We start from the raw sequence: 13,781 nt of genomic DNA on the forward strand, positions 1-13,781 counted from the left end.
TTAACATGCAAAACTGATAATTTAATAAATAAAATCAGAATTTTAGATTGTGCTTACCATGAGAAACTTTTGCTTTTAGGTAGCTTTCATTACCATCTTTAATATGTGCAGAGGTATTGACAACCTCAACAATCTCGATGCCGTATTCTGCTAATTCACGGATTTTCTTAGGGTTGTTGGTCACAAGGCGAATTTTACTTACACCTAATGCTTCGAGCATTTGCGCTGCTTCAGTGAAATCACGCAGGTCATCGTCAAAACCCAAATGGTTGTTTGCTTCATAGGTGTTCATACCTTGGCTTTGCAAACGGTACGCATCAATTTTGTTGTATAGACCAATACCACGACCTTCCTGACGTAGGTATAAAATAATACCGCCAGATTCGCCCATGCGTTGAATGGTTTCTTCTAATTGCTCACCGCAATCACAACGGGATGAGTGAAAAACATCACCAGTAAGACATTCTGAATGCATACGCACCAAAGGCGTTTCTTGCGTTTGATCCGCTTGCCTAAAGATAACTGCCACATGCTCTTTATCTGTCTTCAGGCCACGAAAAGACAGGATTTCAGCATCGATATTACTTTTAGCCCCGACTTTAAAATCTACTCTGGCACGTACTTCCGCCATATCTATACTCACTCGATTTATTGCTTGATGCGCTTGATGCGTTTTCGTTATTGCATTCATGGGATTCACTCATTGCTCTTCAACTATGGGGATTGATACCGCATTTTTCAATATAGAGATCACAATTGAGAGCAGTTATCCCCTAAAGACAGCCAAAGAGAACAACTCCCCACGCTGACGAATTGTTATAGTATAACAATTTTGAAAAACTACAATAAAAAACCCCAGACAAATTTTGTCTGGGGTTGATAATGAGTTGTATGTAGGGGTGATGATTTAATGTGTTTGGCTACGTTTCCAAACCGTAAGCTCTATCCATACCGCTTCGAGTTCTTGAATTTCTTCTTCGGTTAATACGGCAAGAGACGATGTAACTTGAGGCAGTTTCGAGGTTTGCAATGCACGAATCTGCGAATAAAAGTCTTTTTTTAACTGTAATATAACTGAATCCACTGCGTGCACCTACTTAGTTCTTTTATTACTTCTCCAGCTCAAATCGTTGATTTTCTTTATACTGGAATCTTCATAAATTCGGAAAAATGATAACATTCTGTTTGTTATCTGCACGATTTATTTCCCATAGTGGAATAGTGGTCACATTATTGACGCTTTATCATTTTGACCGAAAATAGGATAAAAAAGATCAAAAGTAATAGAGGAAAGATCCACAACGCTGCTGTCGAATAATTAAATGGTGGCTGATACAAAACGATATTCCCATATCTCTGAACCAAATAATCTTTTACCTCTTGATCCGTACTTCCTTCGTTTACCATCGAGTACACTTTCAATCTTAAATCTTTAGCGGCTTGTGCATTAGATTCAACAAGGTTTTGGTTTTGACATTGTGGGCATCGCAAAGCCTTGGCTAATGCATTTGCTCTTTGTTGCAGTTCAACGGAATGAAATTCAAACAGATCAACATGCTGCGTAATTTGCTCTGCTTTGACCCAAGAAGAACACAAAGAAAACAAAACAATAATGAAGTAAGCATATTTAAAGTGAGACATTAAAATACCTTGAAAATAACGAGTTCCATTTGTCTATTGTTAACTTACCTCTATATTTGATCAAAACATTGCCATTTTGATCAATTAAGTAAGTTTCTGGCGTTCCTATTACACCAAGTTCAACCGCCAGTTGCCCATTAGGATCGGATATAACTTCGGTATATGGATTGTGTGAAGAGCTCAAATAGCGTTTAGCCGCGCTCTCTTTATCTCGATAGTTAAGACCAACGATGGGCACACCTTGTCGAGCTAAGTTGAGCAAATCATCATGTTCTTGTTTACAAACCCCACACCAAGACGCCCAAACATTCAATAGCACATAACCTTGATTTTCTAGTACTGCATCGGTAATTCGATTGCCTGAAATAAGTGAGTAAGCGGTAAAATCCGGGATAGATAACACACGATTTTGTTGTATCTCCACGTTTGGTCTATCGGACAATGCCATTGTCGCGGTGACAACAAAAATCGCAACTAACAATATGAGAACGATCAGTTTAAGCGTATTTTTCGATCTCATTACCTTTTCCCCTTAGATTCATCATACTCCCCAAAGCACTTATTACGATTAAAGCGCCACCAAACCATATCCACCATATGCCCGCGCGATATTGCACTTTAATTGCGTAGGCGCTGTTGTCGAGCTTGTCACCCAAAGTGATGTAGTAGTCTCCATGCCATAGTGATCGAATAGCGGGCTCGGTCATATTCATCACGCGTACAGGGTAATGCCGTTTCTCGGGTTGAAAGTTCAGCGCCTTACCGCTCTCCAAATAAAGATCAACACTCCCCTGTTCTGCGGTGTAGTTCGGCCCAACTAACCATTCAATTCCATGATAATCAACGGTGATACCCGCTTTTTGATACGAGCTACCAGGCTCTACCCGTAAGTTGTATTCATACGAATAGTCACTATTAAATACTGCCCCGCTTGCACCCAACGCAAAGCCAACATGAGCAAGAAACATAGGCATTAATTTGCTCTTGTTTTCTGCACAAAACAGCAATAGCACATGAGAAACCACTACCCACGTCGCTAATACCAGAGTAATCAAAGTCGTTATATGAAGCTCTTTAGTAGCAAAAACGAAAATAGCGCTAACCGCAATAACATGAATACCGACAAACCCAATGGTTTTAACGGCATGAGGACTGGCTCCTTTCGTCCACTTCAACACGGGCATAAAGGCGAGAAAGGTCAGAGCAAGTAATGTAAGGGGAAAAACGAGGCTTTTAAAGTAAGGTGCCCCAACGGATATATTACCCAAGCCAAGCAGTTGATAAAGCATTGGGTAAAAGGTACCGAGGAAAACAATCGCCATACAAACAACGAGAAGTCCAATAGCGATGTATACCATGTAGGCACGACTTATTAACGAATCGAGCGTAAAACGAGGAATATGTAGCCCTCGCATAATGAGCACACCAAAGGTGACAATCACCAAAATGCTGAGAACAGCAAGAAGTACTACACCTTTGGTTGGATCAACCGCAAACGCGTGTACTGAGGTTAATACACCCGATCTCACCACAAATGTGCCGAGAATACTCAAACTGAACGTCGCAAAAGCCAATGCGTAGGTGCTCCAAATTGCTCCTTTATTACGCTTCGACAACACACCGCTATGCAGTAGTGCGGTACCCATTAACCAAGGCAGCAAAGACGCGTTTTCTACCGGGTCCCAAAACCACCACCCGCCCCAACCTAACTCATTGTATGCCCACCAAGAACCGATCAAAATTCCAATTGTTAGCGTACCCCAAGCAAAGAAAGCGGCACTACGGGCAACACCATACCATTCATTTATAGGTCGTTTCGCTAATAACGCAGCTAAGGCGAACGCCAGTATCGCGGCATAACCAACGTAACCCAAATACAACAGCGGTGGATGAATAATAAGCCCGATATCTTGCAACATCGGATTGAGATCTCGTCCCTCCAACGCTAGCGTCTGAGCATACTCAAAAGGATTGGACGTGGTGAGGGTAAACCAAGCGAAAATAGCAATAAGTAAGTTCATGATACCCAAGCAATCGCCTGTATATTGAGTGCAAACTGGCGACTTGATAGCAATAAAAGACGCCCATAAGCTCAACGTAACCACCCAAAACAACATAGACCCTTGATGGCCGCCCCAAGCAGCTGCAATCTTAAACGCGATAGGTAACTGGCTGTTCGAGTGTGTAACCACATACTCAAGCGCAAAATTATCCTGAATAAAACAGACTATCAAAAGCGCCAAACAAACTAAGGAGGCTAAGCTGATAATATGAGACGTTGCGGTTTGGTGTGGCAACACTCCCTTCTTCCGCAGCGTAAAGCAAACCCAATGCAGCAGCGTCGCACATGTCGATGCGACAGCCACCAATATCAACAAAAAGAAACCGAGCTCAGCCTCCATTTAGCCTCCTTACACGATGGTCATTTGACCAGCATAGAGAATGAAAGTACGCAGCATGAGTACGCCAACCAAACTCAACGTTGTGACCGCAAAAACGTAACTTCCTCTATGACGAACTTCTGAAGGCGTCAACCAATTGAGAGTCAAAGGCGTTATCATGCCGATGAGCACCACTCCAACCCAGAACCACTGAGCCCAGAATCCACTCGAAATGGCATTCCAAGCCGCGGCTTCATTTTGCCCGCCACTAAAGATAAGCCCGGTAAAAAACGTTACTAAGACGAACAACTCAAATAGCACCACAGGACGCTCAAATCCGTGTACCCAAGACACGCTTGGTCCGTCGGCTGATTCTTTAAACACCAGAATGCCAAACATCAAGCAGGCTGCAGCTCCCGAAGACAAGCTTGAGAACAAGAACAAAATTGGCAGCACCGGGTTATTGAGCATTGGGTAAGTCTTCAGCGCAGACAATAAGAAGCCCGTGTATGCCGCAAGCACGATGGCTAAGAATCCCAATAATAATTCAATGGCGTTGTTGGCTTTCCCCGCCTTAATTAAAATGCCGTCAGCAAAATCCAACAGTTTGCTCGGCAACTTCCCTTCACAAAAGCTGATGATTTGATGGCGGAAGATAACGCCGATCCAAACAAACAGCACTAGCATGTACACTTGGAACAAGATCACGCCCATCGACATTACCGACGTTGGGTTGTAGTAGATCATGATCTTCCAAAACTCTAAAGGCTTGGTTAAATGGAAAATCAAAATTACCAACCCAGCAATGATGCCAAATGGTGCGAGCCAAGCCATCGCTTTCATGATGCCGTTGTTTGCGGGATCACCTTCAATCACTTTGCGTTTTAAATAGATAGAAATCATCACCGCACCTGCTGACATCCCAGCAAGGAATAAGTAAATCGCGATGATCCAATCCCAGACTAGTGAGTCAAAGTGGAATGCACTTTCGAAGCCGTTCATGATGACACCTCCCCTTTGCTATGCGGAATTTTGTACAGTTTAGGTTGCGTACCTAAATGCGATTTATCGCGATAGACAACATGGCTTTCGATAGCTTTGCTCACCTCGCTAGTTGGATCGTTCAAATCACCAAAGATGAGTGCTTTTGTTGGGCAAGATTCCACGCAAGCTGGCTGCTTACCTTGTGCTAGGTTGGTATCACGGCAGAAGTTACATTTATCCGCAGAGTGATCGACTGGATTAAAGAAACGCACTTGGTAAGGGCAAGCCGCTAAGCAATAACCACATCCGACACATTTCTCTTTGTGTACATCCACAATGCCCGTCGCTTCATCTTTGTATGCTGCGCCTGTTGGGCATACGTACACGCATGGTGGGTTATCGCAATGCTGACAGGATTCGCGAGTAAACTGGTATTCCACATCTGGGAATTCGCCAATCGGTTCACTGCGATGAATTTTAAGTCGCGTCACGCCTTCAGGGACTTTATTTACTTCGCGACAAGCATCAGTGCAGGCGGTACAGCCAATACAGGCATTTTCATCATGAACCATACCCATGCGCTTCGCTTGTTCACTGTTGCTGGCATAAAGAGAGGAGCTAACAACGGAAGTGCCTGCAACGCCTGTAGTTAAAATCAACGCGCCGCTACCGGCTAAAAAGTTTCTTCTCGAACATTTCATGCTATCTCTCCTCTTCTTTGGCAAGTTCAGGTTCGACGGCAAATTCAGAGTGACAGTCGACACACTGCTTAATCAGCTGTTTTCTGTCGTACGACAACGCTTTGGTTTTCGCTGCGTGTACATCGTGGCAATTTGAACAAGTGAGGTTTTTGGCGTGCACATCGTGCGTCCAGTGGCTTTCTCTAAGCTGTGTCGGTGCATGGCAATCCACACATTGGCTATTAGCTTTAAGAATCATGCTTGGATCAAGGAACACTTTGTCGTGCACCGCTTTCGATTGCGCGGCAGAAAACTTAATCACATCAGGTGCCCCTTCACGATGGTCGGGACCAATGTTGCTATGGCAATTGGTGCAATTAAGTTGCTTCCCTTGGCCGAGTAGAGCTTGCGGGTCATGCGATAGATTCAGAGTATCTTTAGCATCCTTATGACATTGAAGACATTTATAGTCTCGGTCACGGATCAACTCGACTTGATGACGCTCAGCTTGAGCACCTTCAACTGGCTCTGAAGAAGTCGCATGGGCGGCGGTGAAAAAACCATAGATGGCAAAGATGAAGAGAAATTTCAGCATTGTCTCTATGGTCAATTTTATATTGCCCATATTTTTCTTTCCTTAGCTCGATAATAATTGATAACTCTTATCAACTATTATTTGAGCAACAATTAATTTCCTCTGAAGATATTTTTACACCTTCAAATGACATCAATTCTTATTTTGGAAAGCCACAACGCTAAACCTGTATTTATAATACCTCTATAATTCCTAAGAGGTAGAATCACATGTTCAAAAAGCGAACTTAATCACCTTATTTTTAAAATGGTTACCACCATAACACACTGTGATTAAAGGGGATTACAACATACCACTTTAGGGGTATATGAACTTAAACATGATTAAGATCACTAGCATAAATTGATCTAAAACAAGGCCAATTTCGGTCACTATTTCATCTATTCAATTCACTATTAATATTAACGATAGATCTCCGATTCTTATTTGGAATAGCTCCTCACAACGCTGCTAATAAAAACGAATATGGAGATAACACCGTGAGCATAAAACACTGGATGAGCGCACCTATCGCGGTTGCGACCTTATTCGCCAGCCAATTATTTTTGGTTGGTGCTCCTTTGGCGGCAGAGGATACTGGTCTCATAGAGCCTCGCAATGATACCTTTGAACAAAACCATCCTGACCAATATCACTCTTGGAAAGCCACATCGGAAAGCGAGCATATTGAAGATGCCTTAAGTGAAGACCCAAACATGGTGATCTTGTGGGCCGGTTATGGTTTTGCTAAAGACTACAACAAAGCGCGCGGTCACTTTTACGCGCTTGATGATGTGAGGCAAACCCTCAGAACTGGCGCACCAGCAGACGAAAACTCCGGGCCAATGCCGATGGCTTGTTGGAGTTGTAAAAGCCCAGATGTCGCCCGCGTAATTGAAGAGCGCGGTGAAGACGGCTATTTTGAAGGTAAATGGGCGCGCTTGGGCTCAGAAATCGTCAACCCTATCGGTTGTTCCGACTGTCACAATACGGGTTCTGAAGCCTTCAAGAAAGGCGAACCCGCACTGGCACTGACTCGCCCATACGTCGAGCGTGCTTTTGACACCATCGGCAAAAATTTTGACCAACAATCTCGCTTAGATAAACAAGCGTCAGTCTGCGCTCAATGTCATGTCGAGTACTACTTCACAGGTCCGACTAAAGCAGTCAAATTCCCATGGGACATGGGGACCAACGTCGCTGATATGGAGAAATACTACGACGCGTTGAACTTTAAAGATTGGACGCACGCCGTTTCTAAAGCACCAATGCTTAAGGCGCAACACCCAGGTTTCGAAACTTGGAGAGCGGGTATTCATGGCAAAAACAAAGTGGTGTGTGTGGACTGTCACATGCCTAAAGTAACCAAAGAAGACGGTACGGTATACACTGACCACAAAGTGGGTAACCCGTTTGATCGTTTTGAAGACACCTGTGCGCAATGCCATACTCAAACCAAAGAGCAGCTACAAGGCATCGTTTCGACTCGCAAAGCGCAAGTACTAAACATGAAGCTAACCGCCGAGAAGCAAATTGTGGCAGCGCACTTTGAAGCTGGTGCAGCATGGGAAGCAGGGGCAACAGAAGAAGAGATGCAACCTATCCTACAAGATATTCGCCATGCACAATGGCGTTGGGACTACGCGATTGCTTCTCACGGTGTTCACATGCATGCTCCTGAGGTAGCACTTGAAGTACTCGGTACCGCAGTTGATCGCGCTGCTGACGCTCGTACTAAGTTAGTTCGTTTACTGGCAACAAAAGGCATTACTGACCCAGTTCAAATTCCAGATATCTCGACCAAAGCAAAAGCGCAACAAGCACTAGGTATGGATATGGAAAAGATGAATGCAGATAAGAAGCACTTCTTAGAAACGGTGGCACCAGAATGGGATAAAGCAGCTGCTGAGCGCGAGGCAACGTACTGATCAGTATCGATTACACTAGCTTAAATGGATAAAACGAAGGGCGCACGTTGCGCCCTTTTTGTTTGATAGAAGGCAGAGGAAAACAGATTAGCGACGAGGAAGTCTCGGCCTAGGCTGAATATGTGGACGTGTTTTAGGCACCTGCACATTTGGGCGTGTAACTGGGCGCTGGATCTTCGTTTCCGGCAATGCTTTTCTTTGTTGAACCTTTTCTGCCACGGCTTTGTCTTGTAAAGCCGTAGACTCGATGCGCTCGGGGCGGTTCTCCCACTTGGTTTGAATCTCCTGCTTTTGCTCGTCAGGCAGCGATTGCCAATGATCGTCAAGCTGTCGCTTCATGTTATCGATATTGGCGGACATATCGTCGTCTTTCCAATCTTCGACTTTGTCTTTGATGGATTGCTGTTGGTCTTCATCTAAACCATTCCACCACTCTTCCAGTTTCTCTTTGTATTCATCGTCGTAGTCGCAACAACCCGGATAGTAATAAATCCAGTAGTCGTCATGATCGTACCACCAAGGGTCGTAATAACCGGAAGAGTAATAAACCGTAGATGAGGTGCCAGAATGTTCGGAAGAGCTACAACCCACTAACACGGAGCCGCACAGCACCACCAATATTCCGAACGCTTTATTCTTCATTCGTCCCCCACCTTTCTTCTACTACTTATTAGAGTCTACTCCTACAACAGCTCTTTAGCTTTATTGATCGAGTTAATAATTTGTACTCGATCCAAGCTTGGATCGTTCGAGTCGAGTAATAGCACCCAAGTATCAATGGCTTCCTGAAAGCGGAATGACAAAAAATGATCATTGGCGATCAAAGACAAAGCCGCTTCATTGTGCGGTTCTATCTGCAAAGCTTGTTCTAGAAGCAAACTGACTTCTTGCGTCATTGATTGCTGGTGAATGTAGTATAAGGTCGTCGCTTTCGCAGCAAGTTGCGTGGCACCGACTGGCTCAGTTAGTTGGATGGCGTAATCAAAACAAATCAGTGCGCCATCCAGTTCTCCCTCTAGCAGGTAGCCCTGCCCTAACTGAAACCACAATTCGGCATTGTTTGGTTCTTCACGTAATTGGTCTTGAATTTCCTGCATGATATCGCGAGCAGTCATCATTCGAGAGACTTCAGCTTGAATAGGTTGTGGAGGAGATTGACGCAACAATAAGAAGCTAGCGCTGGTTAACACTAGTACCAAAGCACAAAAACCGAACCATTGTGTCGCTCTTACTCTTGAAGCGCTGAGCGATAATACGACGACGAATAATCCCATCAAAGTGATGGCAATGAAAAACCAAACAGACATAACGCGCTCCCTAGACAAACTGAGTATTAGTGTACTGGTTTAATGCTTGTATTGCGTTGATACAGGTACAAAAAAGCCGAGCAACTGAGGCTCGGCTTTTTACATTAGAATAGTAACGAAAGATTACTCTTCGTTACCTTCCTCTGCATCATCAGCGGCTGGCGCTTCTGGAGTATCTTGCTGCGTATTTTCGTCTGTTGACTCTAACGCTTCTGCTTCTTCACCAGCAGGCAGCTCTTCGTCATCAACTTCTTCAATACGTTGCAAACCAACAACAGATTCGTCTTCCGCAGTACGGATAAGCGTTACACCTTGCGTGTTACGACCAACCTGGCTAACTTCACCCACACGAGTACGTACTAGTGTACCAGCGTCGGTGATCATCATCATTTCATCACCTTCAACAACCTGGATAGCACCAACTACCGGGCCGTTTCGCTCAGAAACTTTGATAGAAACGACACCTTGAGTGCCTCGACCTTTTGTCGGGTACTCGCTCAGCGCTGTACGTTTACCATAACCGTTTTCTGTAACCGTTAGGATGTCGCCTTCGTGCGAAGGAACGATAAGTGATACAACTTGGTCATTTTCAGCCAGTTTCATACCACGAACACCAGAGGCGGTACGCCCCATAGGACGAACACCTTTAAACTTGATCTCTGGCTGACCGTTCTCATCAAGAACTGGCTTACCATTTTCGTCAAGTACTGGAATTTCTTCTGCTTCTTTAAAGCGAACCACTTTACCCGCTTTAGAGAACAGCATGATTTCGTTTTCGCCGTTAGTGATATCCACACCGATTAACGAATCGTCTTCACGTAGGTTTACCGCAATCAGGCCATTTGAACGAACATTTGCAAATTGGTTCAACGGCGTTTTCTTAACCGTACCGTCACCTGTTGCCATGAAGATGAATTTGTCTTCAGAGAATTCATCAACACGCAGAATCGCGGTAATGCGCTCACCTTCTTCTAGTGGAAGGATGTTCACAATTGGCTTACCACGAGCAGTGCGGCTCGCTAGAGGCAATTGGTAAACTTTCAGACGGTATGTTTTACCGCGAGTAGAGAAACACAAGATGTTATCGTGGGTATTCGCCACTAGAAGACGCTCAATGTGGTCTTCATCTTTCATCTTGGTCGCACTCTTACCTTTACCACCACGGCGCTGTGACTCGTAGTCGCTCAGTACTTGGTACTTAACGTAACCACCATGCGATAGAGTAACCACAACGTCTTCACGCGCGATCAGCTCTTCCATGTCGATATCATGGCTCGCAGCTGTGATTTCTGTACGACGAGCGTCACCAAAGCCGTCGCGAACGGCTTCAAGTTCTTCGCGGATCACTTCCATCAAACGCTCAGTGCTTGCAAGGATATGCATGAGTTCAGCGATTTCTTCTAGAAGTGTTTTGTATTCGCCAAGAATCTTCTCGTGTTCTAGACCTGTCAGTTTATGTAAACGTAGATCTAGAATTGCTTGTGCTTGTTGCTCAGTCAGGAAGTACTGACCATCGCGGATACCATATTGAGGCTCTAGCCACTCAGGGCGCGCAGCATCTGTACCAGCACGCTCTAGCATTGCTGAAACGTTGCCTAAATCCCAACCACGAGCGATAAGGCCCGCTTTTGCTTCAGCCGGTGTTGGCGCCTTACGGATAAGCTCAATGATTTCATCAATGTTGGCAAGCGCTAGCGCTAAACCTTCAAGGATGTGGGCACGTTCACGCGCTTTACGTAGTTCGAAAATAGTACGACGAGTCACAACTTCACGACGGTGATCAACGAAGCACTTCAACATATCTTTCAGGTTGAATAGCTGTGGTTGGCCATTGTTTAGGGCCACCATGTTGATACCGAAAGTGGTTTGCAACTGAGTCTGAGCGTATAGGTTGTTTAGAACCACTTCGCCCACAGCGTCGCGCTTACATTCAATAACAATACGCATACCATCTTTATCTGACTCGTCGCGCAGTGCACTGATGCCTTCAACTTTCTTATCTTTAACTAGCTCAGCGATCTTTTCGATCAAGCGAGCTTTGTTTACCTGGTATGGGATCTCAGTGACGATGATGGTTTCTTTACCATTCTTCTCCACTTCGATGTCCGCTTTCGAACGCATGTAGATTTTGCCGCGACCTGTTTTGTACGCGTCTACAATGCCTTTACGACCGCTGATCAGCGCCGCCGTTGGGAAATCAGGACCAGGAATGTAATCCATTAGTTCATCAATAGTGATTTCTTCATTATTGATGTATGCAAGACAGCCATCGATCACTTCGCCAAGGTTATGAGGCGGGATGTTGGTTGCCATACCTACTGCGATACCAGAAGCACCGTTAACCAATAGGTTTGGAATTTTAGTTGGAAGAACCGCTGGGATCTGCTCAGTACCGTCGTAGTTTGGTACGTAGTCTACGGTCTCTTTGTCTAGGTCAGCCAATAGTTCGTGGGCAATTTTTGCCATTCGAACTTCGGTGTAACGCATTGCCGCAGCAGAGTCGCCATCGATAGAGCCAAAGTTACCTTGACCATCGACCAGCATGTAACGAAGCGAGAACGGTTGAGCCATACGTACGATTGTGTCGTACACAGCACTATCACCGTGTGGGTGATATTTACCGATTACGTCGCCGACAACACGGGCTGATTTTTTATATGGTTTGTTCCAATCGTTGCCTAGTACGTTCATCGCGAATAAAACGCGGCGGTGTACTGGTTTTAGGCCATCACGCACATCTGGAAGAGCACGACCCACGATGACTGACATCGCATAGTCTAGATATGAACCTCTAAGCTCATCTTCAATGTTTACGGGCGTGATCTCTTTAGCTAAATCGCTCATAGAGCCATTATCCCTCTATTATCTGATCGTAATTACGATACGTGTAAGGTGCAAAAATATAACACACAATTCATCACTTCGGCATCACTTTCCCTCTCCTTTTATCAGGTTGTGAGCTTGGTTATGAATCAAATGTCGAGAATTTGCACACTCATCCCATATCTTTCTGATTAGTGGTTATATTTCGGTCAATATTGAGCAAAATCGGACTCTGTACGTATGGAACTTAGTTGAAATCGTTAATCCCAATATATCCACACAACGTCAAAAATGCCGGTTTTAGAGTATTGTCACTGGCACTAGTTCAAGGATGAACCAAAAACATGCAAGCCCTTTCAAAGTTACAGAAACCTGTTGTTGCCGCGCCAGTGAGCTCTGTCATGTCCCTTCACTAAGCACATCGAGGTTGTTTGGTTATAAAACGTTGGAGTATACTGACGCCCTCTAAAGGACTCAGATTGAATGCAATAAAACCAATTATGACTAAAGCACAAAACGTCGACCCAAGTGAAATTAAGAAATTCGAGGACATGGCTTCTCGATGGTGGGATTTAGAAGGCGAGTTTAAGCCCCTTCATCAAATTAACCCACTTCGTTTGAACTATGTACTTGAAAAAGCAAATGGCTTGTTTGGCAAGCGCGCACTTGATGTCGGCTGTGGTGGTGGCATTCTTGCTGAAAGCATGGCGAAAGAAGGCGCTATTGTGACTGGACTTGATATGGGCAAAGAACCTTTAGAAGTCGCACGACTACATGCATTAGAAACAGGTACTCAACTGACCTACATTCAGAGCACAATAGAAGACCACGCTATAGAAAACGCAGGGACTTACGATGTCGTGACTTGTATGGAGATGCTTGAACACGTTCCAGATCCTCTCTCCGTTATCCGCTCTTGTGCTGCGCTAGTAAAACCTGGTGGTCACGTGTTTTTCTCAACCTTGAACCGAAACATCAAGTCATACTTGTTTGCTATTGTCGGTGCAGAGAAGCTTCTTAAGATTGTTCCTGAGGGGACTCACGAGCACGAGAAGTTTATCAAGCCTGCCGAAATGATGAAGATGATAGACCAAACAGACCTAACAGAAATGGGCATTACAGGCCTGCATTACAACCCTCTTAATGACAGTTACAAACTCGGCCGTAATGTAGATGTAAACTACATCGTTCATACTAAAAAATACTGAACGCCGTTATGTTAAAAAATGCGTTTTGTAATTGACATTTTTTGTAGAAAATGAATCGAAAGCGGTAGCACAAAGTTGCCGCTTTTTTTGTCTTTTTATGCCTAAAATTCGTGCTCTAGATTCCATTTTAACCAACCTATTTTTCGTAGATAAAAACGGCCAAAGATCAAGGAAAATATTTTTGCATGCGGTTATTTCTAAACCGATCTCAAAACCGTGCTTTTAACCATTCAAGTCTGCCCTTTTCTCATCGGT

Annotated in this window: 13 protein-coding genes; 2 read left to right on the forward strand and 11 right to left on the reverse strand. The window is 44.4% G+C overall.

The genetic code is table 11. The annotated features are described in order from the left end of the window. Positions 1-34: 34 nt before the first annotated feature. The 8 genes from EX191_RS10735 to nrfB form a co-directional block, all read right to left on the reverse strand. Positions 35-691 (reverse strand): GTP cyclohydrolase II, encoded by a 657-nt coding sequence (locus EX191_RS10735; protein WP_005394759.1) that lies wholly within the window; start codon positions 689-691, stop codon positions 35-37. Positions 692-907: 216 nt separating this feature from the next. After that, positions 908-1,084 (reverse strand): hypothetical protein, encoded by a 177-nt coding sequence (locus tag EX191_RS10740; RefSeq protein WP_005394761.1) that lies wholly within the window; start codon positions 1,082-1,084, stop codon positions 908-910. A 146-nt stretch (positions 1,085-1,230) separates the two neighbouring features. Further along, a complete protein-coding gene (gene nrfF, locus EX191_RS10745; protein WP_193447730.1) occupies positions 1,231-1,641 on the reverse strand; it encodes a heme lyase NrfEFG subunit NrfF in 411 nt (136 codons plus the stop codon). Further along, on the reverse strand, positions 1,628-2,161 hold the full coding sequence (locus EX191_RS10750) for a DsbE family thiol:disulfide interchange protein (protein ID WP_193447731.1): 534 nt from the start codon (positions 2,159-2,161) through the stop codon (positions 1,628-1,630). Before EX191_RS10750 ends, nrfF begins: the two co-directional genes overlap by 14 nt. Next, entirely contained in the window at positions 2,139-4,043 is a 1,905-nt protein-coding gene (locus EX191_RS10755) for a heme lyase CcmF/NrfE family subunit (RefSeq protein WP_193447732.1), read from the reverse strand. Before EX191_RS10755 ends, EX191_RS10750 begins: the two co-directional genes overlap by 23 nt. 9 nt (positions 4,044-4,052) lie before the next feature. Beyond that, positions 4,053-5,024 (reverse strand): cytochrome c nitrite reductase subunit NrfD, encoded by a 972-nt coding sequence (gene nrfD / locus EX191_RS10760; RefSeq protein ID WP_193447733.1) that lies wholly within the window; start codon positions 5,022-5,024, stop codon positions 4,053-4,055. After that, complete coding sequence (gene nrfC, locus EX191_RS10765; protein WP_017636123.1) at positions 5,021-5,707, reverse strand: cytochrome c nitrite reductase Fe-S protein; 687 nt, start codon at positions 5,705-5,707, stop codon at positions 5,021-5,023. Before nrfC ends, nrfD begins: the two co-directional genes overlap by 4 nt. Before the next feature lies 1 nt (position 5,708). Next, the gene (gene nrfB / locus EX191_RS10770) at positions 5,709-6,311 is read right to left on the reverse strand and encodes a cytochrome c nitrite reductase pentaheme subunit (RefSeq protein ID WP_193447734.1); all 603 of its coding nucleotides are present in this window, start codon (positions 6,309-6,311) and stop codon (positions 5,709-5,711) included. A gap of 467 nt (positions 6,312-6,778) precedes the next feature. On the opposite strand from nrfB, the gene nrfA reads away from it, so the two are divergent. Beyond that, on the forward strand, positions 6,779-8,188 hold the full coding sequence (gene nrfA / locus EX191_RS10775; RefSeq protein WP_152812101.1) for an ammonia-forming nitrite reductase cytochrome c552 subunit: 1,410 nt from the start codon (positions 6,779-6,781) through the stop codon (positions 8,186-8,188). 87 nt (positions 8,189-8,275) lie between these two features. On the opposite strand, the gene EX191_RS10780 is transcribed toward nrfA, so the two are convergent. From EX191_RS10780 to gyrA, 3 genes are all read right to left on the reverse strand, one after another. Further along, positions 8,276-8,830 (reverse strand): hypothetical protein, encoded by a 555-nt coding sequence (locus EX191_RS10780; RefSeq protein WP_193447735.1) that lies wholly within the window; start codon positions 8,828-8,830, stop codon positions 8,276-8,278. 41 nt (positions 8,831-8,871) lie between these two features. After that, positions 8,872-9,495 (reverse strand): TPR domain-containing protein, encoded by a 624-nt coding sequence (locus EX191_RS10785; protein ID WP_193447736.1) that lies wholly within the window; start codon positions 9,493-9,495, stop codon positions 8,872-8,874. 123 nt (positions 9,496-9,618) lie between these two features. Further along, positions 9,619-12,339 (reverse strand): DNA topoisomerase (ATP-hydrolyzing) subunit A, encoded by a 2,721-nt coding sequence (gene gyrA, locus EX191_RS10790; RefSeq protein WP_005394780.1) that lies wholly within the window; start codon positions 12,337-12,339, stop codon positions 9,619-9,621. A 479-nt stretch (positions 12,340-12,818) separates the two neighbouring features. Between gyrA and ubiG the strand changes: the two genes are divergently transcribed. Further along, the gene (ubiG, locus tag EX191_RS10795) at positions 12,819-13,526 is read left to right on the forward strand and encodes a bifunctional 2-polyprenyl-6-hydroxyphenol methylase/3-demethylubiquinol 3-O-methyltransferase UbiG (RefSeq protein ID WP_031780424.1); all 708 of its coding nucleotides are present in this window, start codon (positions 12,819-12,821) and stop codon (positions 13,524-13,526) included. Positions 13,527-13,781 lie beyond the last annotated feature (255 nt).

The sequence above is a fragment of the Vibrio chemaguriensis genome (assembly GCF_012275705.1).
Lineage (GTDB): Bacteria > Pseudomonadota > Gammaproteobacteria > Enterobacterales > Vibrionaceae > Vibrio > Vibrio diabolicus.

Excerpts from the sequence above, each read along its gene's own strand:
- nrfB (WP_193447734.1), bottom strand. The coding sequence starts at position 6,311 with ATGGGCAATATAAAATTGACCATAGAGACAATGCTGAAATTTCTCTTC.
- EX191_RS10750 (WP_193447731.1), bottom strand. The coding sequence starts at position 2,161 with ATGAGATCGAAAAATACGCTTAAACTGATCGTTCTCATATTGTTAGTT.
- nrfC (WP_017636123.1), bottom strand. The coding sequence starts at position 5,707 with ATGAAATGTTCGAGAAGAAACTTTTTAGCCGGTAGCGGCGCGTTGATT.
- nrfD (WP_193447733.1), bottom strand. The coding sequence starts at position 5,024 with ATGAACGGCTTCGAAAGTGCATTCCACTTTGACTCACTAGTCTGGGAT.
- nrfA (WP_152812101.1), top strand. The coding sequence starts at position 6,779 with ATGAGCGCACCTATCGCGGTTGCGACCTTATTCGCCAGCCAATTATTT.
- EX191_RS10735 (WP_005394759.1), bottom strand. The coding sequence starts at position 691 with ATGAATGCAATAACGAAAACGCATCAAGCGCATCAAGCAATAAATCGA.
- EX191_RS10785 (WP_193447736.1), bottom strand. The coding sequence starts at position 9,495 with ATGTCTGTTTGGTTTTTCATTGCCATCACTTTGATGGGATTATTCGTC.
- gyrA (WP_005394780.1), bottom strand. The coding sequence starts at position 12,339 with ATGAGCGATTTAGCTAAAGAGATCACGCCCGTAAACATTGAAGATGAG.
- EX191_RS10780 (WP_193447735.1), bottom strand. The coding sequence starts at position 8,830 with ATGAAGAATAAAGCGTTCGGAATATTGGTGGTGCTGTGCGGCTCCGTG.
- ubiG (WP_031780424.1), top strand. The coding sequence starts at position 12,819 with ATGACTAAAGCACAAAACGTCGACCCAAGTGAAATTAAGAAATTCGAG.
- EX191_RS10755 (WP_193447732.1), bottom strand. The coding sequence starts at position 4,043 with ATGGAGGCTGAGCTCGGTTTCTTTTTGTTGATATTGGTGGCTGTCGCA.
- nrfF (WP_193447730.1), bottom strand. The coding sequence starts at position 1,641 with ATGTCTCACTTTAAATATGCTTACTTCATTATTGTTTTGTTTTCTTTG.